General features: G+C 43.7%; 19 protein-coding genes and 1 tRNA gene. 10 read left to right on the forward strand and 10 right to left on the reverse strand.

The features are described 5' to 3' along the window. Positions 1-62 precede the first annotated feature (62 nt). Complete coding sequence (locus FN961_RS00705) at positions 63-2018, forward strand: M20/M25/M40 family metallo-hydrolase (RefSeq protein WP_143562629.1); 1956 nt, start codon at positions 63-65, stop codon at positions 2016-2018. A gap of 224 nt (positions 2019-2242) precedes the next feature. Here the strand turns inward: FN961_RS00705 and FN961_RS00710 are convergent, their stop codons facing one another. Beyond that, positions 2243-5278 (reverse strand): M9 family metallopeptidase, encoded by a 3036-nt coding sequence (locus FN961_RS00710; protein WP_143562630.1) that lies wholly within the window; start codon positions 5276-5278, stop codon positions 2243-2245. 364 nt (positions 5279-5642) lie between these two features. Between FN961_RS00710 and FN961_RS00715 the strand changes: the two genes are divergently transcribed. Together FN961_RS00715 and FN961_RS00720 are read left to right on the forward strand one after the other, a co-directional pair. After that, complete coding sequence (locus FN961_RS00715) at positions 5643-6659, forward strand: NAD(P)H-quinone oxidoreductase (RefSeq protein ID WP_143562631.1); 1017 nt, start codon at positions 5643-5645, stop codon at positions 6657-6659. 415 nt (positions 6660-7074) lie between these two features. Further along, positions 7075-7506, forward strand: a complete 432-nt coding sequence (locus FN961_RS00720; RefSeq protein ID WP_143562632.1) for a hypothetical protein — start codon at positions 7075-7077, stop codon at positions 7504-7506. A gap of 67 nt (positions 7507-7573) precedes the next feature. Here the strand turns inward: FN961_RS00720 and FN961_RS00725 are convergent, their stop codons facing one another. From FN961_RS00725 to cutA, 5 genes are all read right to left on the reverse strand, one after another. After that, entirely contained in the window at positions 7574-8608 is a 1035-nt protein-coding gene (locus tag FN961_RS00725) for an aldose epimerase family protein (RefSeq protein WP_143562633.1), read from the reverse strand. 47 nt (positions 8609-8655) lie between these two features. Then, positions 8656-9822 (reverse strand): galactokinase, encoded by a 1167-nt coding sequence (galK, locus tag FN961_RS00730; protein WP_143562634.1) that lies wholly within the window; start codon positions 9820-9822, stop codon positions 8656-8658. 265 nt (positions 9823-10087) lie between these two features. Continuing rightward, positions 10088-11710: a cation:proton antiporter family protein gene (locus FN961_RS00735; protein ID WP_143562635.1), complete on the reverse strand. Its 1623-nt coding sequence runs from the start codon at positions 11708-11710 to the stop codon at positions 10088-10090. Between the two features lie 175 nt (positions 11711-11885). Beyond that, positions 11886-13727: a protein-disulfide reductase DsbD gene (locus tag FN961_RS00740; protein ID WP_143562636.1), complete on the reverse strand. Its 1842-nt coding sequence runs from the start codon at positions 13725-13727 to the stop codon at positions 11886-11888. Between the two features lie 116 nt (positions 13728-13843). Next, complete coding sequence (gene cutA, locus FN961_RS26110; protein WP_143562637.1) at positions 13844-13972, reverse strand: divalent cation tolerance protein CutA; 129 nt, start codon at positions 13970-13972, stop codon at positions 13844-13846. A 180-nt stretch (positions 13973-14152) separates the two neighbouring features. Here cutA and FN961_RS00750 point away from each other — a divergent pair, with 180 nt between their 5' ends. Further along, positions 14153-14713 (forward strand): FxsA family protein, encoded by a 561-nt coding sequence (locus tag FN961_RS00750; protein ID WP_143562638.1) that lies wholly within the window; start codon positions 14153-14155, stop codon positions 14711-14713. A 48-nt stretch (positions 14714-14761) separates the two neighbouring features. On the opposite strand, the gene FN961_RS00755 is transcribed toward FN961_RS00750, so the two are convergent. Further along, positions 14762-16633, reverse strand: a complete 1872-nt coding sequence (locus tag FN961_RS00755) for a protein kinase domain-containing protein (RefSeq protein WP_143562639.1) — start codon at positions 16631-16633, stop codon at positions 14762-14764. A gap of 336 nt (positions 16634-16969) precedes the next feature. On the opposite strand from FN961_RS00755, the gene FN961_RS00760 reads away from it, so the two are divergent. Then, positions 16970-17314 (forward strand): hypothetical protein, encoded by a 345-nt coding sequence (locus FN961_RS00760; RefSeq protein WP_143562640.1) that lies wholly within the window; start codon positions 16970-16972, stop codon positions 17312-17314. Between the two features lie 112 nt (positions 17315-17426). Continuing rightward, positions 17427-18098 carry a thiopurine S-methyltransferase gene (locus FN961_RS00765; protein WP_143562641.1) on the forward strand — a complete coding sequence of 224 codons (672 nt, stop codon included), beginning with the start codon at positions 17427-17429 and terminating at the stop codon, positions 18096-18098. Between the two features lie 108 nt (positions 18099-18206). Here FN961_RS00765 and FN961_RS00770 read toward each other — a convergent pair whose 3' ends face one another. Beyond that, on the reverse strand, positions 18207-19304 hold the full coding sequence (locus FN961_RS00770) for a porin (protein ID WP_143562642.1): 1098 nt from the start codon (positions 19302-19304) through the stop codon (positions 18207-18209). Positions 19305-19972: 668 nt separating this feature from the next. Between FN961_RS00770 and tcdA the strand changes: the two genes are divergently transcribed. Continuing rightward, positions 19973-20779 (forward strand): tRNA cyclic N6-threonylcarbamoyladenosine(37) synthase TcdA, encoded by an 807-nt coding sequence (tcdA, locus tag FN961_RS00775; RefSeq protein ID WP_143562839.1) that lies wholly within the window; start codon positions 19973-19975, stop codon positions 20777-20779. Positions 20780-20941: 162 nt separating this feature from the next. Beyond that, positions 20942-22174 (forward strand): peptidase T, encoded by a 1233-nt coding sequence (pepT, locus tag FN961_RS00780; RefSeq protein ID WP_143562643.1) that lies wholly within the window; start codon positions 20942-20944, stop codon positions 22172-22174. A gap of 83 nt (positions 22175-22257) precedes the next feature. Here pepT and FN961_RS00785 read toward each other — a convergent pair whose 3' ends face one another. Next, positions 22258-23898 carry a sensor histidine kinase gene (locus FN961_RS00785; RefSeq protein ID WP_143562644.1) on the reverse strand — a complete coding sequence of 547 codons (1641 nt, stop codon included), beginning with the start codon at positions 23896-23898 and terminating at the stop codon, positions 22258-22260. Between the two features lie 229 nt (positions 23899-24127). Here FN961_RS00785 and FN961_RS00790 point away from each other — a divergent pair, with 229 nt between their 5' ends. Further along, entirely contained in the window at positions 24128-24739 is a 612-nt protein-coding gene (locus FN961_RS00790; protein ID WP_143562645.1) for a superinfection exclusion B family protein, read from the forward strand. Between the two features lie 168 nt (positions 24740-24907). On the opposite strand, the gene FN961_RS00795 is transcribed toward FN961_RS00790, so the two are convergent. Beyond that, positions 24908-25036 carry a DUF3149 domain-containing protein gene (locus tag FN961_RS00795; protein ID WP_143562646.1) on the reverse strand — a complete coding sequence of 43 codons (129 nt, stop codon included), beginning with the start codon at positions 25034-25036 and terminating at the stop codon, positions 24908-24910. 371 nt (positions 25037-25407) lie between these two features. Here FN961_RS00795 and FN961_RS00800 point away from each other — a divergent pair. Next, positions 25408-25492, forward strand: a tRNA-Leu gene (locus tag FN961_RS00800). The last annotated feature ends 40 nt before the right edge of the window (positions 25493-25532 follow it).

Consider the following 25532-nt stretch of genomic DNA (forward strand, 5'->3'; position numbering starts at 1 on the left):
AAATTCTGACTTGAAATGCAACGGAATTTACTTTGAAACTTACACGGGAAAGGATGTTTGTTATGAATTCATTTACAAAAATTTCAGCGTTAGGCGTTTTACTGCCCCTGCTAACCGCCAGCACATTGGTAATTGCAGAGGAGAAGAAAGTATGGATAACCATAGGCAGTGATGCGCAGTACCAAGCTACTCAGGTCGGCGCTCAACTCGCTCCCGCATTGCAGTATTCCAAGATAGATAAATTGCCTGTTCTTATCTATCAAGCTAATGAAACACAACTGCAAAACTTGACGCACATTATGCATGAACAAAAGAATCGTTGTGGCGGTTATATCGTCCATAGCAGTTATCAAGAGGCGGTTGACGCCATGCAGGGACCGAAGCAGAAGTTGGCGTTTAATGCGCCGCCAATTCAGCATAGTGAGAAGGTCAATGCACTTCTTCCCCTAATCGAAGCGGGAAAGATCAAAACTACCATTCAATCTTTGAGTGGCTTTACAAATCGATACTATACCAGCAGTACAGGAAAGCAGGCTGCCGATTGGCTTGCAAGCCACTGGGCTCAGCTGGCCAGTCAACACGCTTGGGCCAGTGTAGAGTCTTATAACCACAGTGGTTGGGGTCAAGACTCAGTTATTTTGAAAATAACGGGCAGCCAGTATCCTGATGAAATATTGGTGATGGGCGGGCATCTTGACTCTACCGCTGGTTATGGAACTGGGGAGGGAACGGTGGCCCCTGGTGCAGATGATGATGCGTCGGGCATTGCGTCGCTTACCAATGTTGCCAGTGCTTTATTGGAGAGTGGTGAGCAACCCCAGCGTAGTATCCATATTATGGGTTATGCCGCCGAAGAGGTTGGATTAAGAGGTTCAAGTGAGATCGCAGCAGCTTATAAAGCGAGTGGCGCGCAAGTATTAGCGGCCCTTCAACTTGATATGACTAACTATCATGGCTCAACTGAAGATATTGTGTTTATGACTGATTATATCGACAGCAACTTTGCTCTTTATATGAAGCAACTACTCGATACTTATCAGCCACAAATCGTTTACGGTGATGATAGTTGTGGTTATGCCTGCTCCGATCACGCCTCTTGGTATGACCAAGGTTATCCAACCACGATGCCATTTGAATCTAATTTAAATGACTATAACCCCAATATTCACTCAAGACATGACACATTAGCAAACAGCGATTCAGAAGCCGAAAACTCGGTGCCTTTTGCCCGTTTAGCGTTGAGTTTTGCGATCGAAATGGGGAATCCAGATGCTGGCGGTACACCTATTGAACCCGTCGCTAGTTTTACGACTCAATGCAACGAACTGAGTTGCCAATTCGACTCTTCACCTTCTAGCGGGGAGATCTCCAGCTATCAATGGAGTTTTGGTGATGGTAATGAAAGTAGTGCTACTTCCCCTGTTCATGCTTATGGCGTTGGAGGGCAATATCAAGTGACGTTGACGGTGACAGACATCAATGACTTATCTGATAGTGACAGTCAGTCGGTTTCTGTTTCCGAAGGTTCTGCGACGCCAGTTGCCGGTTTTGAATCTAGTGTTGATGGGTTGAGTGTTAGCTTCACGAATACAAGTACTGATGCCGACGATGATATTGTTAGCTATAGCTGGAACTTCGGTGATACAGGCACTTCAGTTGATACGAACCCGACTCACTCTTACGCATCAGCGGGCAGCTATGCCGTATCACTTACCGTCACAGATTCTGAAAATAACACTGATACCGCTAACATGAATGTTGATGTGTTTAATGGCGACATTACAGCTGAAATACTTCGCGCTAAGTTGTCTCGTCGTGGTAGTGCGTTAGTAGACCTCGCTTGGGATGGCGCAAATGGTAACTCAGTTGCTATCTACCGTAATGGAGAGATCGTCGCGACAACCAACAATGATGGTCGTTACCGTGACCGTTTCAGAGATGCACCTGCATCGGTTGTTTATAAAATCTGTGAAGCTGGAACGAGCTTATGCTCAGATCCAATCAGTGTGCAGTTCTAAGTAATTAAAATGACTTGTCATTAGCGGCCTTAGGGCCGCTTTTTTTATATCTATAGAAAGTCATATTAAGATGCTTTTACTTTGTTTATCAATTTATTAATATTTTAAAAACTACATTTACTTAGTCCCTGTTGCTCTCGTTAAGCATTCATTTCTAAACTTTAAATAGACATAAAAAAGCGTTAGAGGAGAACCCCTAACGCTTAATTAAATCTCAATGAGTATTATTTTATCTCTGCTTGAACAGCCACTCCTGAGCTTGCCACTTCACTTTGTAGCGTGACGTAGTACCAACCTGTGGTGGGATGACTGACAGTGAAGCTCTCGTGAGTGTTGTCTGGATTAGTCGAGGCTGCACCGTAGCTAGTGGCGTTAGGCCAAGATGTGCCGCCATAGAGGCTAACATCTCCATTACCATAAGCTGAACTGACGATAAGCTCGCTTGTGCCCTCATCGATCCAAAGCGAATAGTAGTTGATACCATCTGCGGCACAAATGGCTGTACCTGACGTTAGGCGGCCATCACTGACCGGATTGAGCGTCTGACAGGCATCGGTTATCGTGCCAGAGCTTGGTGGCGTGACTGGCGGTGTTGTATTCGAACTCAGGTCGACAGTGACTGTCACGCCACTAAATTCACTCTCCGAATCGACAGTAATATAACGCCAGCCTCTGTTAGCCGTGACCTGTAAGGTTTCATTATTCCCTGTACTCATTGAGCTAGCCTGATGGTTGGTGCTACTGGCCCAACTGTCGGCATGGAAATAGAGATTAGCATCGCCGTTTCCGCCTGCGGTGGTGATGGTTAGCTGGGTATTATCTTCTTCAACAAAGACGTAAAGACTATTTTTACCTCCGCTGACACACTCACTTTTTCCCAGTGTGAGTTGTCCATAACTGATGGTTGCAGCCCCGCAATCTTCAACAGGTACAGGTGGTGTTCCTCCTCCATTATCACCACCTTGGGCTGGATCTGGGTCGGCGACCACTTCTGTTGTGCTCACTAGCATGTCGACGCCACCAAAATCACCTGAGAGGGTAATATAGTGCCAATATTCATTGGGATTCATGGTGACCTTAATCACCTCATGGTTACCATCTCCAATCCCGTAGCCTTCATTCGACTCACCGCTCGCCCAGCCTGTACTGCTGTAATAGATGTCAGCATCCCCCCAGCCTCCGCCAACCTTGATCCAGAGTTCCTGACTGGAATTGTCTATATTGGCGACGGCAAAACTGGCTCGTCCATTTTGCGAGTCGATACACTCCATGGGGATGTCGAGCTTAAGACTGGCATCCTTGCTATAGCGGTTAGCTTCGTCGGTGACAATGCAGGGGGAGTAATCGGTACTGATGCTCGACTTAGGACCAGCCCAGTTGCCATCAGTTCCACTTGGGATCGCATCGGCATCGGAGGGACCGCGATCTATGATGCCGTTTTCGGCAGTGCTTAATCCGCTGGTGAGCCAGCCTGTCCACTCGTTGTCATAACGTGTGCCGATACTGTCCATAAAGACTTGGTACTCCTCGTATTGATCGTTACGAAGATAGGCTAAGATCTGATCCACATCTGACCTATGATTTTCGAACATGAAGCGTACAGCTAGGTATCCCCAGCGGTAGATACGATCTTGACCCGAGTCATAGTTGTTTTTGAAGATAGTCGAAAGAGGGAACTCCGCTGTTTCTCCCATGGTGATAGCAGTGGTATTTGCATCGCGATAGGAGATATATTCAGCCAGTCCCTCTATCCACCAGATGGTGTTTGCTGAGATCCCGCGACCGAAGTCACCATGCAGATTATAACGACCATCGAGGTAGTGGACGTATTCATGTTGTAGGTTCCAAATATGGAAGTCAGGCTGACGCCACTGTGCTTCATAGGCGATAAATCGTGCTTGATTTTTAATGCCTGCAGGTGAGCCTTCAAGGTACATTCCGCCATTATTGGTGTTGATGCCAAAAAAGGTACCCGCATAGGATTGGTAGTCACTGGAACTATCAAAAACGACCAACTCAAGGGCGGCGTTATTATCGTTACTGACTGGTGTGTTATTTGTGCCTAGTTTACTGTGGAAGTAGGTCTCTTGGTTGCCGAGTACTTCACAGGCCCATTGAGCCTGACTTTGATAAAGTGCCTGCGCTCTCATGGTTAAAGTGTCTGAGCATTGCCAGTTAAAGCTGAGGGTATCGGCTTCAAGTTGGGCTTTAAAACCACAGATATCGTAAAAATTACAATTGGCTCTGTCGTAATAGTCAGCCATCCCTGCTGCGGCTAGCCAAATCACTTTGGACTCATCGTTTTTATTGCTGCTATCAAGTACGGCTTTGACCAAAGTCTTGACCTTGCTGGTCATTGATGGAATATGATACAGACGAGCCATTTCACGCACGCCATTAAGCAGTACATATTCAGCATCGGTTCCGACTAAGTGTCGATTATTGAGTTGAAAGTTATTGAGAGAGTCGAGAATGCTATGGTCGGTAGCAAACAGTGTCTTCATGGCATCGTCCCACTGAGCGCGAAATAGGGTGGTAAAGACAGCGTTTGCTGCACCATTCATGCCCCAACTGGCCTGCCAATCGGCATTATACTCACTCAATACTTGTTTAGTGACATGGTTAAAATCGGCACCTAAGCCAGCGGAGTCAATTAAGATTAATGACTCTTTTAAGACCCCTGAATTCTCCTCAGAAACAGTCCAAATATTCGCATTGTTGAAAATACCAGTGACTGCTGTTTTGATATTTTCTTTAACTGCACCGCTGTAGGCAGGCACATCTTCTGGGCTGTAAAATTGCACATAAAGGGCAGCGCGTTGAAAATAGATAAGTGACTCGACGCCAGTGCTATCAACTCCCGTATATTCAGGGGCACGGGAGTTGATTCCCGTTGCCACGCTGATCATATTTGCTTCACTAAACAGAGCGGTAGCATCACTGCCCTTAAGGTTATAAAGCGGGCTAACACATTGTGGTGATGAGCTTGCAAGCTCACTGACAAGCGCAGCACCGCTTAATCCAATAAAGGCGCTGCAATCGTTTACAGCAACAGGCCCATTGGGTCCAGTTAATCCAGGAGCTGCACTAATGAGTTGCTCTGTGTTCCAAGGTGAAAGTGTTTGAGTTAAAGCGTTGGTCGGTGTAGGGACTTGGGCTCTTAGGTTTCCTAAGTGATGATCTTGAACGATATTTGTCTTGCTTACAGCGTTAAAACCCGTAGATAAACTTATTGCGGCGACCAGATAGGTTAATTTCATGGTTTCTCCATTTGTGTTTTACCTTGTGGCGTCATGCTACAAGGGGTAAAGCGTCTGCTGAACAGATCTTATTAAGCTAAGCAATTGTGTGGCCTCGTTTTAACTCGATGCTCACCTTTCCTCAGGAGAAAGCTGCTTAACATAAATGTAACCATATAGTTGCTGAATAATATATACAATATAAAGCCGATCTTTTTTTGAACGTTTTTATGACCAGAGGTACAGAGCCCTTTAAAAATCTGGCTTACAGGTGATATCTGCTGAATTTTGATATTACTGACGAGTTATGGCGCTTTTTATGATTGATCTGTGACAGTTTGAGGTGTATTTATAGGGGTATATTAATCCCATAAAGTCATTACATATGCTTGGTTATTCACTTCCACTCGATTATGCCCATATTGCTTTTGACGCACCTGGCTTGCCGCAAGTCATGCATATAAAACGTTCTTCATTACCTGTACTTGAATCGGATCAAGTATTGATTCAGGTGAAGACTGCTGGCGTCAACGGCCCTGATGTGGCTCAGCGTAAAGGCGTTTATCCTGCACCTCAAGGAGCGAGTTCTATTTTAGGGTTAGAGGTTGCTGGTGAGGTGGTCGCAATTGGTGCTCAGGTGAGTCAGTGGAAGTTGGGGGATAAAGTCTGTGCTTTGGTTCCCGGTGGTGGTTATGGTGAATATGTGGCGACTTATGCAGATCATTGTTTACCGATCCCTGAAGGTTGGCGTTATCAAGAGGCTGGAGCCATTGTAGAGACCTTCTTTACAGTCTGGGGAAACCTGTTTATGCGCGCTGGATTAAAAGCGGGTGAAACGGTACTTATCCATGGCGGTTCGGGAGGGATAGGTAGTGCGGCTATCGTGTTGGCTAAAGCGTTTGGTGCTCGGGTTATCGCAACCTCTGGCAGTGATGAAAAATGTGATTATTGTCGTGGTTTAGGTGCGGATTTGGCCATCAATTACCATGAGAATTTTGTTAAGCAAGTCATGGAATATACCCAAGGTATTGGTGTTGAGGTCGTGCTTGATGTGGCCGGTGGCGATTTTATCAATGAGAACTTAAAAGCGTTAGCTGTCGATGGTCGTATGGTGTCAGTTGCTATGCAACGAGGCCCTAAAGCTGAGGTTGATATTTTTCGTATTATGGCCAAGCGGCTTACTTGGACGGGGTCTACATTAAGGCCACAGAATGTTGCTGCAAAAACAGAGATAGCTGCACAACTGTTAGCGAAAGTTTGGCCCCTGTTAGTGAGTGACTCTGAAAATAAGTATCAGCTCAAACCACATATTTTTGCAGAGTTTGCCCTGAGTGAGTGTGCGAAAGCTCATGATTTAATGGAGTCTGGAAGCCATAGGGGGAAGTTAGTACTAGTGATTTAGATAGATAAAGATATAAGACAGAGACGTAAACCTGCTTGTTTTAGCTTACATTTTCGCTGGCATTTCAGTGATATTTGAAAAGAGGAATCTGTGGTACTGAGGTCGTTTACTGGCCGCAGGTATCAAATCCTCTCTTATCAAATGGTTTAAATTAGTTTTATTGGATTATTGCTTCACATTTGTGGTTTTCAACGTGAAAACTTGAATAATTCATGCTTTGAACTAAATTCGATCTCAGTTCAGAAACACACTTTTCTTGAGTGCCTTAAGCTGGACTGTGATGAATATTTTGATGAGCTGGTGCACATCAGTCGATGTGGCCTAATTTGAAATAGCATAGGTTGGTACGGTCTCTGCTTGTGTTTGTTGACCTTGTATCCCACCTGTATGTGTTGATTTAAGGATATTGGCATATATGTATAATACAGCGAAAACACCTATTTGGTATGGCGAACTAAGAACTGCCCGTGGCAACGCGATCGTCATTTATGATAAGCAGTTTCCAGAGGCTTCAGCGGGGCGTATCTACCTTTATAATGCTCAAAGAGATTCGATAATCGAATATGCAGAAGAGATAGTGAGAAACAACCTTCACGATCTCGATAGCGCGTCGGTTAAGAAAGCTGAAGAGACTTATGGTACTGCTTGGAGTTGTGCACGTAGTAAGTTCATGAGCAAGCATGAGGGCTGGGTAGAGGCAAACTCCTCTACGCCGAGACCGTTAGTCAAAAATAAGCCCATGAAAAAAGAGACTGACAAAGAGAAAGTCACGGATGATCTAGACAGCGGTTCAGAAAGCTTGGACAGGGAGTTTGCAGATGGTTGGTCCGGTGGGCTCGAAGAGTAGTCTGTTTAGTACAGTTAATATAGGCCTTAGATGCACTAAGTTTTAGATGAACTAAGGCTTATATTAATTAACAGCTCCCAAATTGGTAGCGGCTTATATGGTGGTAAACTTGGCCGGGGTTTATCCATGGGTCGCTGACCAACTTGGTTTTGTTAGGTCCATCGGGGATCTGTTGCGGCTCAATGCAGATAGCTTGATGGCTCGCTAACACTTGACCATTTCTTCCCTTTTCTCCCTGTAAAAAATTAGCCCCATATATCTGCACGCTTGGCTGATTGGTGTATAAGGTCATCGTTCTGCCGGACTTAGGTGCGCTAAGCGCTCCAAAACGAGTCAATTCAGCATGGTTAGCATTGGTTAAGTAACAGTGGTCTATCCCACAAGTTGCGGAAAACGCTTCATCTTCCTGCACTGGGCCCAATAATTTAGCCTGCCTAAAATCGAGTAAATGACCCGCGACATGACTTGTCCCAGTCGGAAGCCCCAATTGATTGAGAGTGAGTAGAGTCTGACTGTCAATTTGCAGCTTGTGGTCTCGATTGGAGTTTGATTGTGGGCCTTCTAAATTAAAATAGCTGTGCTGAGTTAAGCTGATGGGACATGCCTTATCAGTGGAGGCAAAAATCTCCATATAAAGGTTATTTCCCACTAAGCGATAATCCAGTTGCAGGTTACAGTTGCCAGGAAACCCCATATCTCCATCTGGACTGGTTAAACTGAGTCTGACGCCATCGGGGAGTGCGCCAATATGCCAATGTTTGCGGTTGAAGCCTTCGCTACCGCCATGAAGGCAGTTGGTAGCTTGATTGACATCCAGTCGGTAGGATTCGCCTTGGTAGCTCATCTGGCCATTAGCAACTCTATTCGCATAACGTCCAGCAATCGCACCTAAGTGAGCGCCTTGAGCTAAGTAATCCTCAGCCGAGTCACAACCTAAAACAATATTGCCTCGTTCGCCATTTTTATCAGGAGTCCATAATGAACGAATGATCCCACCTAAACTCAGTACCTCTAATGCGATGATGCCGTTATCAATTCTGACACGTTCAATGTGGCCCCCTCGGGGATCTTCCCAAGGTTCTAACGTGCGAAAACGTACCATAAAAGCATCCTTTTCTTGTGTAGATATTCTGAGTTTACTATTTGGGGTTAATAAAAGTCTTCATCGACTCGCGCAGCACCATCGCATGCAGAACATAGGTAAACCGTTGCTTCTAAGCCTGTTTTATCAGGGTATTGGTTTTCAATAGCCTCGACGACCGCATCGGTGAGTTCATGATCGACTAACGCGACAACGCAGCCACCAAATCCACCGCCGGTCATTCTGACCCCTCCACGTTGGCCCACTACGGCAGAGATAATGTCGACAAGTGTGTCAATTTCAGGCACTGAGATTTCAAAATCATCACGCATAGATGCATGGGATTGCGCCATGAGTTCACTGAGCTTGGCAATGTTGCCAGCTTCCAGAGCATGAGCTGCATTTTGAGTGCGTCGGTTCTCGGTTAAGACATGTCTTGCACGTCGGTAACACTCATCGCTAAGTTCAGACTTTGATGCTTCTAGCTGCGTGAGATCTAGATGCCTCAAGGTATCTAGGCCAAAATGCTCGGCGACACTTTCACACTGCTCACGTCTATGATTATATTCAGACTCCACCAATCCACGTTGTACGTTGGAGTTGACGATGATAAGACTTAGGCTATCGGGGATAGAGACAGATTCACTGTCGTAATCTTCACAATCGATAAGTAGCGCGTGATCTTGCTGACCTAAGGCGCTGATCATTTGATCCATGATGCCGCAGGCGCAGTCTACATATTGGTTTTCACCGCGTTGGGACATTTGAGCAACGGCAAGGGGGGATAATCTTAATTGACTGCAATCGTTAACAGCGGTACCGAATGCAAGCTCTAATGCGGCAGATGAAGATAGACCCGCGCCTAAAGGAACCGTACTCACTACTGAGATGTCGAGCCCTTTCGCGGGCAGGCCAGATGCTGCCATGGCAGCCGTAAACCCTTTAAGATAGTTACTCCAGCCATCTTCTGGGCTCATCAGACCTTCGTTGCCAAATTCCCACTCTTTGATATCACCAGGGAAGGCCTCTGAAATGGCGCGAAATTGTGCGTCTTCACGACGCTTTACCGCGATAATGGTGTGGAAATTAATGGCAGCAGGAAGCACAAATCCGTCATTGTAATCTGTATGTTCACCGATTAAATTTACTCGGCCAGGTGCCATATAAAGCGCATCTGCGGTGGTACCAAAAGTTTGCACAAATAACTTGTTTGCGCGTTGAGCAGGATTCGACATGCTATAAAACTATCCTAAATTGTTTTGATTGAACTTTTTATAATATGACCATGATTTAATTTATATCATGAGTTCATACCAATCGATATAAGAAAGTGATCGACTCAGGGGGATTTTTGGCAAACGAATGCTCGGAAAATCAGAGATTAAATGGAAGTTGAACGATTCTGTCGCTATTTAACAAGGAAACAGGCGGCCGAAAACACGTCTTAAAGTTGAATTCTGGCGCACCTGTTATTATATTAATCCTTTGATATCAAAAGGACTACCTGTGTAGCTGCACCTCAGGCTTATCAGCATTAATGTTGTTTTTGGCGAGCAAATCTTTGACAACATGATCAACAAAACCCGCACCGGCTGCTTCGTAAAGGTTATAGACGCAATGTACGCCACTTTCTCTTAAAGACTGAGCATCTTCGCTGTATTTGACGATAGCGCTCAACTTACCTTTGTAGTTAAGTCTGTTGAGTTGCTCTACTGCAAACTGATTACCCACATGATGTGGCATCGCTAACAGGACCAGTTCCAGATTTGGTGCGTGATCGAGTTTTTCCCAAAAGTCAGTATCAGAGGCATCACCTTGCACAACATTACGCCCCTGACTTTGATGAAAGTCCGCGAGATCTTGTTTATGTTCTATGCCTAAAATCTCACCATCGAATTTAGCCTTGAGTTCATCGTATGCCCCACAACCAATCCGCCCCATCCCTAAGATAAGGAATCTTGGGTTACCAACCGGAATGGGTCTGTCTTCAGGGTGCAAGGGGTGTTTTTCAAGCTTAATCAAACGTCGCTGATACTTCTGATATAGCCTGCTCGATACTGCATTCAGTGGTGCGGCTAAGAGAAAACTCATGCTTAGAGCAACGGCAAGGATCACCATCCATTGAGAGGGAAGCCAGCCTTTACTTGTCGCTACCGCTGCCACAATTAAGCCAAACTCACTGTAGTTACCTAAGCTAAACGAGCTCATTAACGCAGTACGAGACCTGAGTTTGAAATGGGTCAATAAGTAGAGGAAAAGCAAGATTTTAATCGGAATGATGAGTACTAGAATGGTGGCCAATCCGATATCGGAAAAACTGGGTAATCCATTAAGTCCAACAGTCAGGAAGAAGGCAACGAGGAAAAGCTCTTTAAAGTAGAAGAGAGACTTAGCCAGTTCTGACGATTTAGGGTGTCCCGCCAACAATATGCCGATAATCAGCGCACCAAGATCCGGTTTCAGACCAACAACTTCGAACAACCAAGCGCCTAATACCAATGCCATTACTAAGCCAAACAGCACAAGTAGCTCACCATGACCGACTCGATCAAAGGCGCGGTAAATCAGTGGTTTTGCGAGCGGCAACAGCAGGAGTCCAAATGCCCAGACCGACGGGATATCACCTTTGGAAATGGTGAGGAAGGCCACGGCAAAGATATCTTGCATAATCAAGATACCGATGGCGACACGTCCGTAAAGGGACTGCATGTCGCCTTTATCTTCGAGCACTTTAACGGCAAAGATGGTACTGGAGAAACTCAAGGCAAATGCTAATAATGCTAGCTGATTAAATTCCAGACCCGTTAATTGCTCAAGCCCCAGCATTCCCAAGAGTTTAAGGAGCGGGATAAAGAACAGCATGGAGCCCATTAGATGGAGACTGGAACCCGCCCAAACCTCAGCTTTAAATAGACTTTTAATATCCAGTTTAAGGCCAATGGCAAACAGGAGTAGGGTGACGCCAAGTTCAGCTAGTTGCTCCAGCAATGGCAGACTTGACTCATCAATACCAAACAGGAATAACGCAAATCCTGCGACAAGATAGCCGATAAGAGGCGGTAGGCCTACTCGACTGACAAGCATGCCACAAGCTAGCGTGATAATAAGAATGGCGGGTTCCATGGGTCTCCAGTTCGGATTAAGTTAACTGCTGATTATTGTATAATATTTAGATTAATTATAAATAAAAATTAATTGAAAATAGGTGTCTTTTAACAAAAGAATGGGATAGGGAATCGCAGGGCTAACGGAAGGAAGAAACCTCCTTGCGGAGGTTTCTTTTATATTTTCAAACGGTCTATTTTGCCAACAACAGATCCAAGTGCTGAGCAAAAGGTTCAGGCTTCATAAAACCGGTGACTCTGAGCTCGTCACTCAGTTCACCTGAGCTATCAAACATGATGAGAGTTGGCAGACCTAACACGTCATAATGTTCTAATAGCTCGATATCCTGCATATCATTGTTAGTGACATCAGCTTGAAGGAAAACAATTTGCGACAAACGCTCTTGCACTTGTGGATCCTTAAACGTGATCGCTTCAAACTCTTTGCAGGCGACACACCAATCGGCATACAGATCTAACATTACTGGCTTACCTTGAGCGGCAGCATTGGCGACCTCAGTCTCTAAGTCGACGATAGTTTTAATGCGCTTATGGCCGTGTAATTGTACCTTTTCAGTCGTGTTATGACCTTGTACGCCAAGCTCAGTCATAACGGCTTGGAAGCCGTAGGAGAAACTGCCTAATAAACACAAGGTGAGCAGCACTGAGCGAGTCGACTGTTTCCAGCTAAATTCGGTCAGTTTGTTTTGGTGCATAAGGTAGCCTATTAGCGCAACGCCCCAAATTGACCACAAGATATCAGAGACCACACCTGGCCAGATTCGACCTATCATCACCACGGAAACGGCAATTAATAGGAAACCAAATATCGTCTTGATGATATCCATCCAGCTGCCAGCTCTTGGCAGTAGCTTGCCGCCAGAAGTGCCTATGATAAGCAGAGGTAAGCCCATGCCCATACTTAATACATATAATGCTAAGAAGCCCTGCAGAAGATCACCGGTTTGGGCGACATAAACAAGCGCTCCAGACAGTGGCGCAGTAGTACAAGGAGACGCGACTAAGCCTGAGATAATCCCCATCACGAAGACACCAATGACATTGCCTCCTTTCTGGTTATTGGAGAAGCGGTTCATCTTCTCCTGCCAACTAGCGGGTAGCTTGAGATCATACAAGCCGAACATCGACAGACTTAAGATAAAGAAGAGTATGGCCAAGACGATGAGAACTGCTGGATGTTGCAGTGCAGCTTGATATTTCATCCCCGCCGACGCCACCACGAGCCCTAATAGGGAATAGGTGATTGCCATACCTTGGACATACACCATCGATAGGGTAAAGGCTTTAGCGGTGGATAGCTTTTCACCTTGACCGACAATAATGCCAGACAGGATCGGATACATTGGGAAGACGCAAGGAGTCAGTGCTAGGCCTATGCCTAAACCGAAGAAGATCACTAAGGTCCAGAGTAAGCTGTCACCAGACAGCATCTGACTTAGGCTATCTTGCTGGGTTATTGGCGCTGAGGCTGCTTTGTTGTCTTCAGTATTGTCTATATCTTGAGTGGTTTGGCTTTGGACATGGTTGCCCAGTAAACCATCGTTAGCAGCAACTGCAGATAGCGGTACTTGTTTTTTTGTTGGTGGAAAGCACAGTTTACCTTCAGCGCAACCCATAAAGGTGACTGTGAGGTTACTTTGTTCATCGGCTTGCTTAATTGCTATTGGGATTTCGACGAAGGAGTAGTAAACCTCCTGCAGGCCGAAATATTCATCGTCATGGTTTTTGCCTTTAGGTAAGGCTATTTCACCGAGCTCGGCGCCCTTGGCTTCAAATTTTAGCTTGTCACGGTACATGTAGTAACCGTCAGCAATGACCCAGCTGATTTTGAGTTTATCCCCCTCTTGTTTGAAGTCGAAGACAAAGGCTTCATCAACTGGCATCAATGTCGGTTCGTTCTGAAGGAAGCTGAACTTACTGTTACTGAAAACCCCTTCGCTGTGTACGAATGGTGCCAAGAACAGTAGGGAGCTTGTGAGCACTAATGAAAGTGCCAGAGTTATTATTTTTTTCATGCTTATTTTGTTTCTTTATCCAATCAAAATCGGTGGCTGACCTGGATATTACGATGCCAAGCGCAAAGTAATAGATTCATTGCTGTTAACTTTATCTACTGGTTTCGCGAATCCACTTAAGGTATTCGGGGAGCCGATATTTGTGCACAGGCTGCCAGTCTACTTTCAACTAATAGCTTGGCTAAATCAGAGGCTACCTCATGGGTAGGGCAGCTGGTTATTACCAGCAAACATTCATCTTGCATCTTATTGCCATCTCATCCATTACATAGATTAATCAATTAAAATTGATTTAAGCTAAAGACTGTAAACTTACTGAGTCTGAGTATTGAAGCTACTTTACTTGAAAATAGACCCGAAAACCCCCATTTAGTTTTCATATTGGGTACAATTGTTTTTTCTATCCTAGAAGTTGTGAGGTTGATGTGTTTTTTGTTTTTATAGCCATTTTTATTCTAGTTCCTGTGATTGAGCTAAACGTATTGATCCGTGTTGGTGAATCCTTAGGTAGCTGGACGACGGTTGGACTTGTCTTTTTCACAGCAATTGTTGGTGTTTCTTTAGTGCGCAGTCAGGGAATAAGTACCTTGATGCAGGTTCAGCAAAAGCTGGCCCGTGGCGAAGCACCTGGACAGGAAATTGTTGAGGGTATGATGTTAGCACTGGCTGGATTGTTGTTATTGATACCGGGTTTTGTCACCGATGCCTTCGGGTTACTGTTATTGACACCTATTACTCGAACGCCTCTTGCCGGATTTCTCTACAAAAGAATGCAACTTAAAGCGGCTGCTAATGGCGGGTTTCAAGGAGGATTTCAAGGTGGGTTTAGACCTGGTGCTGGTTCCCCTTTTGGGCAAGACCCATTTAATCGAGACAGCCAAAACCCCCAAGGTGGCGATACTTTTGACGGCGACTTTGAACACAAGCAAGAGCCGAATGAACATAAAGTTGAGTATAAAGAGGATAACAAAGACGAGAAGCGGTAGACGCACCTGTTTGCTCTGCTGAATGGCACTTATGTCTAAGCATTCAAGTTACTTGGATTTGTTTTTCTTCGGATTTTTTGGGTAAAACCATTCATCTTTACTGTCAATATGGCTAAATCTACGGGTGTTTTTGTAGGGTAACTTCATAAATCCTGACACCCCTTTCCCCTGAATTTTATCCACATGAACTAAAATCCTATCTAGGCAGGCTCTAAACGCTGCCTGCTTTCTTGGGTTGAGTAATCTGAGATAGCTGTGCACCTTCATGTGGTTGGGTAACACTTCGAAGATGATACAGCCAGTGTGGTGGATCTTATTGATCCAGTTGAGTTCAGTCATGATCTCACGGGGGAGCTCGAGGTTTTCATCGGGATCTCGACCATCTTCGAAATAGGAGTGCAGGCGAGACTTATCCTCTAGCGAAGGCACACCACCCACTTCGAATGGCAATTGTTGATCCGGGTCAATCTGAAAAGGTTGGCTTGTGTCTTTTCGTTCGAGATGAAGCGTGTCTCTGGCATTGAAGAAGCAAGCCTTAAATACCCCTATCTTTTGGATGCCCCTAGCGAGTGTCACCATATTATTGACCGCTAAGGTTAGTGCTTCTTTCTCTTCACTGCGGTAAAGAGCAAGGTTAGAGTCGATAAAAACGCCAGTGTCTCGCCAATGTATTGCTAATCCTCCCACGATTGAATATTGACTAATACGGCCTACGGCGGCGATAAAGCCTTTTTCTGTATCGCCCATGCCTGCCATGAAGTTACGGTAATATTTCTCAAGCTGCAGATCATCCATCTTCTCGACAGGCGCTTCGCTTGTGTGCTCTTTGAGGAAAGATTTTCGTGAACTATAAATAACCGTTTCAACGTCTCGCTCACGGGTCAGTTCCCAAATCGGAATATCTTCGACGATAGGCGGCACAGGGATCACTGGCAGGTGTAATCTGTGGCTGTGGAGCATGCTTTTAAGGAAATAATCACCGGCCTGTTTTCTTTGTTCTGGATCATCGCTGAGCATGCCATCTAATGTTCTGGCAAGTTCCATGGGTAAACCAATGCTGGTGGCTTTAATGACTTTGCTGCCAAAGCGACTCGCTTGCCCTGATGCGATAGCGTAAAGCGTTGCGGCAGCTCCTTGTTCATCAAATCTTGTGTTTGAGAGCTCGCCATTAAGTTGCTCTTCACCGATAAAATAGACATCCCCCATTCTGGCATTGGTGTGTTGATGATCGCTTGAAAGCAGATCCATCACGTTACCGTTGACAGGCTTACCCTGTGCATCTCGTTGTGCAAAGACGGCAGAACCCCAGTCGATGAGTGAGAGGTGATCGGTTTCGACGTCATAAACTAAATTGGAAGGCTTGATGTCCCCATGAACTAAGGGGCGACCATGGTGCAGGTATTGAAGAATGTTGGCTAATTGCCTAGCAATATTCATCACCATATAAGTGGGGAGGGCGCCCATTTTTAGGCACAGTTGCTCAAGATCTTCACCTGGCGCCCTTGCCATAACTAAGATCCCTTGTTTTCCTCCATGGGCAAATTTAATCATTGGCGGTACGTTGGGATGCTTAACCTGAGACAACATGTAGGCCTCTTCTTCTAAGCGATCCTGAATATGCTGGGGTAAAGTGACACGAGAGAATTTAAATACATGAGCTTCACCGTTAGGATTGATACCAGAAAAGACGAATCCATAGGCGCCTTTACCCACTAAATCCAAGTCCACATAACCTAATTTAGCCAGCTGTTGTTTACATAAGCGGATCCAGGCTCGGTGTTTACGTGCATCGTAAGCTTTGAGTAGGTAGACAGACTGCTCTTCAGAGATATAGAAGTGTTGTATTTGAGGTTCTGGTTTAGTGCTTGCTGACGGTGAATGATCAGTAGTCTGTGTAAATGGCGGCAGAGAATTTGGCATATTGGGCAATTTACACTCGTGTTAGGGACTCTCTCTCATTAAATCAATAAGCTGAGCCTTATGCCAATACCTTTTTAATAAAACACTTTTGCGATTTTGTATGGTTATGCTGATCTCCTATAGTGAGTTTGTTTAGTTAGTGAATACGGATTCACAAAAAACCTAATATATCTATATGATTATAGTGAAAGTTAGCCCCTATCGAACCATATCGTCCATGACTTTGACCTATATCAATTCAATGACAAACTTTGACAGGTAATCTCATTAATAGGTCTAATCTGAGTGTCTTCTTGATTATGTTGTTGAAGGCACGCTCAAACAAAAGGAGGGCATATGACACAAGTTGATAAAGCCCTGTTAATTGAACTACTCGACTACCCAAGAAAGCGCATTGTTCAGTCGATGGAATTGAAGTTCTGCCCTCATGCTGGCTTTTTTAATTCCAATGACGATCAATGCCTGAGCTGCCATCAAGAGATGGAGTGCGTGTGGATGAACCACAACGATGAACTTGTCGCAGTGGAAGAAAAACCAATCCAAGAGATCAAACAACAGCTGTTAATCGCCGTTGATTTTATCGATTCAAGCTTGAGTCCTCATCATTTATCCAGAAGAAACTGTGAGTGTGAAAACTGTGTGTGGCTGCGAAAAGCCCAACAGGTACTAGCAATAGAATAATTTTCGAATGGGTGAACGAAGAAATGCTTTGCAACCAAAATCGGTTCCTATTAGCGTATGATGCTTTTAATGATAAGTGTTTTTCTCGACTCGGACTGAATAGGACAGATTTATGGAACCCAGTTTTTGGCACAGTAAATGGGATGCAAAGCAGATAGGTTTTCATCAACATGAGGTCAATCCTCTGTTGCTTAAATACTGGTCTAATCTAAATTTATCCCCCGATAGCGAGGTGTTTGTGCCTCTGTGTGGTAAAACGCTAGATATCTGTTATCTGGCTGAACTCGGGCATAAAGTATTGGGATGCGAGTTAAGTCAGGCTGCCGTTGAGCAGTTTTTTACAGAGAACAGTCTCGCATATTCAATGAGTTCAGTAACAGCGTCGGCAGGCAAACTTAATCAGTTTGATGCAGAGCAAGTTGTGATCTATCAAGGGGACATTTTCGCGTTAACAACGAATGAGCTTCCCGACGTCAAAGCCTTCTATGATAGAGCCGCCTTAATTGCATGGCCTGAGTCTATGCGTCTGGCATATGTTGAAAAGCTCGCTAAGCTAGTCCCACCAGAAAGTCTCGGTTTACTCATCACTTTGGATTATCCTCAGGAAGCATTGAAAGGCCCGCCCTTTGCTGTATCTAATGATTGGGTGGTGGCAAATATGAATGAGTTTTTCGACGTTGAACTTCTTAGCTGTGAAGACGTATTAAGTGATAATCCCCGCTTTGTGAATAAAGAGGTGCCTTGGTTAACCGAGTCTGTCTATAAACTTAAAAGAAAACATTAAAGAGGGTTCATGATAGCTTGAGGCTCAAAGTTTATTTTTTCCTCCTCTATTTCGAACACAAAAAAAGCGACCATTTGGTCGCTTTTTAGCTAAATTCAGCAAGTGAAATTAGAAGTTGTAGCGCATACCTACAGTGAATACGTTGTCGTCTTCTAGATCAATCTTAGCGCCAGCAATTTTGTAATCGCCAGTGTACATAGCGTAGTGGCCGTATACCATCGTTGATTTAGAGATCTTGTAGTCAGCACCAACAGTGATGTTTTGTACATTTACATCGCTAATAGAAGCTAGCATTGCGTTAGTTTCGTTAGCAGCAGTATCTGCATCGTTCGGGTTTAGTAAGCCGAATGAGTTAGTGAAGTACTTGCTTAGGCCTGACTCGTCAGCACCGTATTGAATTTTCAAGTTAACACCGTTTAGGTTGTAAACAGCGTTTACAAAGTAAGTGTTACCTTCTAGATTGTCATACTTTTGGCTTTCAGTGTCTTGGAAGAAACCACCAACTTTAAAGTCACCAAACTTAGCTTGAGCTACAGCGCGGTATGCATCAATGTTTGAAATGCCTTTGTTGTATGCTGCTGCGAAGTAGTAGTTTTGTGCTTTGAACTTCTTGTCACCAAGAGTTGCGCTTAATGCGTACTGAGCATCAGAGTCTGTACCAGCACCTTGGTTGTTGTCAGTCATTAGGTAAGTCGCGTTCAATGTTACTAGGTCAGCGATTTTTGGAGAGTAGTACCAGATACCATCTGCAGCACGAGTTTGACCAGCAACTAGACGGTCGATATCGGCGTTAGAGTTACCGAATGCATCGATGCCACCTTCAGCTTGCTTGAATACTGTGTCGTTACGACCAATAAGTACTGTACCAGCAACAGTTTTAAGACCTAGGAAAGTGTTACGTGCTTTGAATACGTCACCTTCGCTTGAGGTGTTTTCTACTTGGAATTCCATCTGGTAGATAATGTCGATATTGTTCGTTAGGCTTTCGCTGCCTTTAAGACCTACATGAGAGAAGTTATTTTCTAGGTAAGTTCCACTTTCGCCAACTGTTACACCGTTAGTTCCGCCTTGAAGGGTCGTGCTTTGATCTGAATTAGTTACAGCAAGATCAAGACGACCATAGAAGTTAGGGCCTTCGGCTAGCGCACCGAATGAAGCCAGAGTGAGTACAGATGCAACTGATGCAGAAATAAGTGTTTTTTTCATGTCTTTTTTTGCTCCCAAGAACGTAGGTTCTTATCCATTTATTAATGGTTGTTTATGATTCTCTAATTGTTTCAAGCATCCAGTCTTGTAACAAATATGAGGCCGAAGTTTATATATTTAATGTTAAAAAGAGTGTGGGCAAGATCAAACTTTTCCCTTCCCTTGCAGCTTAGTATTTGTTTATGTGACAAATACTAAGCTTTTTGTGCGAAAGCCGCTGCTTTGTTAACAAGCTTATTAACTCGTCTATATAGAGTCAGCGCTAATGGTTATTAGACGTAAGCTTTGCCATCTGAATGTATTCAAGTCGATTTTGTTTGGCTGAGTTTGTCATAAAAGTGGAACTTTGTTTTGTGATTATTGTCGCAAAACACTGATTGCATGAGGCTCTTATCATATCGATTACAAAAGCTTGTGTATTTATCACTGCAACATTAACAAGGTTTGTGATGTCGCATGTGGTTTGGTTTGTTGTTGTGATGTTTATTTACATGTGTGAGAAGAGGAGATAAGTGGAAACAAGTTTGAGTTATTAAGCTTGAAATAAGATAAAATCAGTTTAATTAATTTCTCATTCCTTAATCTCTGTCTAGATACCTAATACCCAATACTTAGGTTTCTAGTGCAATAGGGTTTAGGTATAAAGTTTGGAGTGTGTGTTGGAAGAAATGGTGCTTTCTGAAGCCTATATCAATCGCTTTGCCGGTATTGGCCGTTTATATGGTCAAAAAGCATTAGGGCAATTTGCGCAATCCCATGTTGCTGTTGTGGGCATTGGTGGCGTTGGAACTTGGGTCGCGGAGGCTTTAGCTAGAAGCGGGATCGGGGAGATAACACTTATCGATCTCGATGATATTTGTGTCACCAATACCAACCGTCAAATTCATGCCCTCAAAGAGACAATAGGGGAATCTAAAGTCGAAGTGATGGCGGAGCGTATTTTACAGATTAACCCAGATTGTAAAGTTAATCAGATTGAAGATTTCATTACTCCTGAGAATTTAGGTGACTACTTTATTGGGAGGAAGCAAGCTGGTGATTTAGATTTTGTGGTTGACTGTATTGATGCCGTAAAACCTAAAGCAGCATTGATTGCTTGGTGTAAACGACAAAAGCTTCCCATCGTTACCGTTGGTGGGGCTGGTGGACAGGTCGATCCCACTCAGGTTCAGGTGACTGATTTAGCCAAGACTTACCAAGATCCTTTGCTGGCTAAAGTGCGCAACATATTAAGACGCGAATATAATTTTTCTAAAAATCTACAACGACGTTTTAGTATCGAAGCGGTTTTCTCAACAGAACAGCTCGTTTACCCTCAAGCTGATGGTAGTGTGTGTAATACCAAGGCAAATGCCGATGGCAGCATGAGAATGGATTGTGCATCAGGTTTTGGTGCCGTCACGGTAGTCACTGGCACATTTGGCTTTATTGCTGCCAGCAGAGTGTTAATCAAGTTGGCTAGAAAAGCTGAATAAGCACCATTAAGGCGTAATAACACTTACGCCTTTTTACACCTTTCTAGTATCCGCACGTTAAACCACAATCACTTCTGATCTTATAAACTTTGATATAGGTCTAATGATTATCAGGATGGCCTTGTTAGAATCTGGCCTCTTTGTATTTTAGGTCACCCTCTTATGAGACAAGCATTATTAACGCGCTTTTTACGTTATATAAAGATTGATACTCAGTCTAATGAAAGTAACGCTCAGTCCCCAAGTACCGCTTCACAATTTGAATTTGCGAGTTTGCTAAAAGCGGAGCTTGAACAGCTCGGGTTTCAGAGCGTTGAATTAACCGAATCCGGTTATTTAACTGCGAGTGTGCCAAAGACCGTCAACGGGGTTCCGTGTATTGGTTTTATTGCTCACTTAGATACCGCTCCTGATTTTAACGGCGCTAATGTCAATCCTCAGATAATTGAAGATTATAATGGTGAAGATATCTTACTTGGAGAATGTGGTTTACTAAGTACAGAACAGTTCCCTAGTATGCTTAACTACATTGGTCAAACACTCATCACGACGGATGGGGAGAGTTTGCTGGGAGGAGATGATAAAGCGGGCATTGCTGAAATTATTACAGCTTTAGCTTACCTTTTGGAGCATCCAGAGATTTCACACGGCGAGATTAGATTGTGCTTTACGCCCGATGAAGAGATAGGGCGAGGTGCCGATCATTTTGATGTTCCTGGCTTCGGTGCACAATGGGCTTATACCATCGATGGTGGGCAGTTAGGTGAGCTAGAATTTGAGAATTTTAATGCAGCCACAGCCGTTATTCGAGCTAAAGGCAACAATTGTCATCCAGGAACCGCTTATGGGGTGATGGTGAATGCTCAGACTATGGTGGCTCGTTTTCACGCTAAGATGCCGTTGCAAGATACCCCTGAGGGAAGCAAAGATCGTGATGGTTTCTTTCACCTTGTGAACATGCAGGGCCAAACTGAAGAAGCTGAGCTGACCTATCTTATTCGTGATTTTGATATCGATACTTTCGAAAAGCGTAAGCAGTGGTTAACTGACAGGGTGAATAGCTATAACGCCGATTTAGTCGTGGGAAGCTTAGAGATAGAACTCACCGACAGTTACTTCAATATGAAAGAGCAGATATTACCCTATCCACATATTATAGAGATTGCTCAGCAGGTACTCATAAGCCAAGGTATTACACCGATTGTTAAGCCAATTAGGGGCGGCACTGACGGCGCTAGGCTCTCTTACATGAACCTGCCCTGTCCGAACATTTTTACCGGTGGGCATAACTTTCATGGCAAGCATGAGTACATCTGCCTTGAGTCTATGGAAAAAGCGGTTGATGTGATTATCGCAATTAGCAAGATGACTGGGCAGCAGTTTCTATCTAAATAATGAGTATGCTTGCAAGCCTTGTCGATGTAGACGAGGCTTTCTGCATCAATCACTGTGTTGATTGGTCTTACCTTGAATTGGAATTAGTTTAGGTTTTCGAAAAAAATGTCCGAATCAAGCTCTTCATCTTCAGACAGCTCGATTGGGAAATCGATATGAAAACATGCTCCTCCAAGTTTACATTCTGGAAGAAGCTTGATGCTTCCCTTTAATAAGGTTGTAGCGTTGAAAGCGGCTGAGAGCCCAAGACCAGTGCCACCTTTATTACGTGATGTGGTAAAGAAAGGTTCGAAAATACGGGTGATATTTTCTTCCGTTATTCCTGAGCCATTATCCTGAATCCAAATGTTAAGTTGTGTACCTTCAAGTTCAGCTTTAATGTTGATAATAGGGTGACTAACTTGCTTAAATGCGTGAGCGTAGGCGTTTGAGAGCACATTGGTGGTGATCTGTTTCAGCAAGTTATAATTCGTTTTAACTGATAACATTGGGTCGATTTCGAATTGTAAGTCTACATCGATGCCTTTAAATAAGGCTTTGATGGATTCGTGACTATCTATTAGCTCTTGTTGAAGGTTAAAGCTTCGTTTCTCTTCTTGGCTTTGCTGTGCGGCGACAGTCTTAAACTTCTGGATCAGGCTACTTGCCCGGGTAATATTATTGACGATGAGCTCACAACTTAATTGGTACTCTTCTAAGATGGTATTGATCTCTTCCAGCGTCGCATTCTCGCTGTGAATCACTTTTATCAGCTCATCGATATGGTTCAGTTGCGAGCTGGCAGCGGTTAAACAAATCCCAATAGGGGTATTTATTTCGTGGGCCACGCCGGAAACCAAGCCGCCTAACGCTGCCATTTTTTCCTGTTCTACTAAGACTTCTTGAGCACGTTTAAGCACCAGTAATGACTGTTCGAGCTCCTGAGTTTGCTCTTTTACTTGGCTGGAGAGCTCTTCTTTATAACTGGTTTCAAGTGCTAATAGTCTTTCTCGGTCGGTTAATGCATCTAACAGTTCCTGTTTGGATCGCTTGATATCTGCGAAAGAGGCTCTTAGCTGTTGCTGCATGGTATTGATGGCATGGGAGACTTGATGGAACTCATCATCTTTATTTTCATTCTGATCGAAATTTAACGGCACGAAAGGGGAGTCGAGATCGATTTTTTGACAGTACAGACTTAAACGATGCAGATGACGAGTGACCATATACCAGATCAAAAACAGAATAAACCCAGCCACAATGAAGGTTTTTATGGCATTGGAAAATAAGATAATAATTATACGATCCAAAAGCTTATCGTAAACAGCTTTGAGATCTGCTTGAATGAGTAAAGTGCCGACTGGAATGAGGTCGTTGCCTGAGCTGTATGATAGTTCGAAGGATTTTTCTATGGTATTTTCTGGTGAAGGTTCACCGGCAATCCATTCTTGGCCACTGTCATCATTAATGGAAATATAAGTGATATCGGGTAGTTGAATAAGGCCATGGATTTGAGTATTAATGAGACGATCGTCAATGACCCAGATACTGGCTGCCAGCACATCTAGGTTTACTTTTTCTATATTATTAAATTGTCGTTCGATCCTGTCGACATCACCTTTATAGTCGCTAACGAGTTGAAAGCCTGTTGTTAATATTGTAATTAACGAGCTAAAAATAACAATTGATAGCGTCAGCTTAAAACCGATAGGACTATTGATGAGCTGGCTAGTAAATGTCTGCATTAATCCTTTCTTATGTGACTAAAGAGATACCTTAACTCAATATTCCATACTTATTCTGATTGTGCTAATTTTTCTTGTTATAAGCATAGACGGATAATAAGACTGTTGACGGTGAAAGTTAAATATCAATAAGAAAAATAAGAACCTATGTGTTACTTTTTGTCAGTATTTATGGCATCGATATTGCAGAGTATTTGTTCTGTTCAGTTTATTGACACTAGGTCTGTATATGCAGAAGATCAAAACTAAAAAAATTAAGCTTTCAAGCTCTAAGCAATTGAGCTTTAACTTAATGTTGTGGGTAGTCATCGTCAGTGGTGGCCTTCTTTTTATGCCAGAACCTCTATTGCTAATGCTCAATTTGGATGCATCAGTGGCGGCTTATTCTCACTTTATTGGTTTAGGCCTCATTATTGGTGTTGCTTACCTGTTGACTCAAATTTTGAATTACTTTCTTGATGAAGCGATCACTTATTTTAAAGGTAAACGCATAATCGAAGTGATAGAAGAGAAAGTAAGGTTACTGGATCCTGCGGAGCGGGCACTGTTAAGAGAGTTTTTTTTACAGGGAGAAACTATCTTAACTCTGCCACAAGATGAACCGGCTGTTAGAAGTTTACTTACAACGAATATCATTGAAAACCTAGGCAATCAAAAGCACTATGCTATCCAGGGCCCAACAGCTGATTATAAAATATCAATGAGGGCTAGAATTTACTTGAATCGTCAAGTGTTAAGACTGCCAACGGGTGAGCCAAGCGAAGATGAGATGAAGAACCTGATTAAGGCCAGACCGCACTTCGTGAATAACATTGTCAATCCGCGTAAGCATGCAGCTTAATGTGCGTTAAGACTCTTTGCAGAGCAACAGAGTAGAGATCGAAAATAGGGGGATTCATCCCCCTATTAGCGTTACCAATCGAAACGATTATTCCTTATCACCAAGATTACCGTTTCAGGTAATGTTTGCTGAACTCTGCTGAACTCTGCTGAAAACGTGTCGTGGTCATTATTCAGGTTTTGATTTTTGAATAAACATCCACATCAGATACGACATAATACCTATCGTACAAAAGATAACGATCATTGATAGAAGTCCTATCGGATTGCCAAACATTAAATCTAGCCAGAAAAGCATGTGTGAAGTCCTTTTTTAAATATTCGCTTTTCACTAAATTAGCTTTGTTTAGATTGAGATAAGATGATCTTGATCAATAAAATGAACGTAACTGTTGCAAAAATGAAGCTCTAACATTAAAAGTTTGAACTGCATCGTATTTTGCTTATTTATGAATTAACTCAAGAGTGAAATGTGCGTTTTTATAGCGGCGATTATCTGTTTAAAAAGAGCTCATTGTGAATGCATTATCATCAAACGTGAATGCTTGAGTGTGAAAAGTGCTCAGTTAGACTATTTATGGCTTTTTTGGGCTTGCCATTATTAGCCGCAAAGGTATAATCGCCATCACTTACTAAGGTCCTCGGATGTTAGTAAGGCTATTTAATGATGCCGGTGTGGTGGAATTGGTAGACACGACGGATTCAAAATCCGTTGCTTTCGAGCGTGACGGTTCAAGTCCGTCCTCCGGTACCAATTAAAATAGAAAAGCCTGCCTTCGAGCAGGTTTTTTTAT

It is taken from the genome of Shewanella hanedai (assembly GCF_007197645.1).
Taxonomy (GTDB): Bacteria; Pseudomonadota; Gammaproteobacteria; order Enterobacterales; family Shewanellaceae; genus Shewanella; species Shewanella hanedai.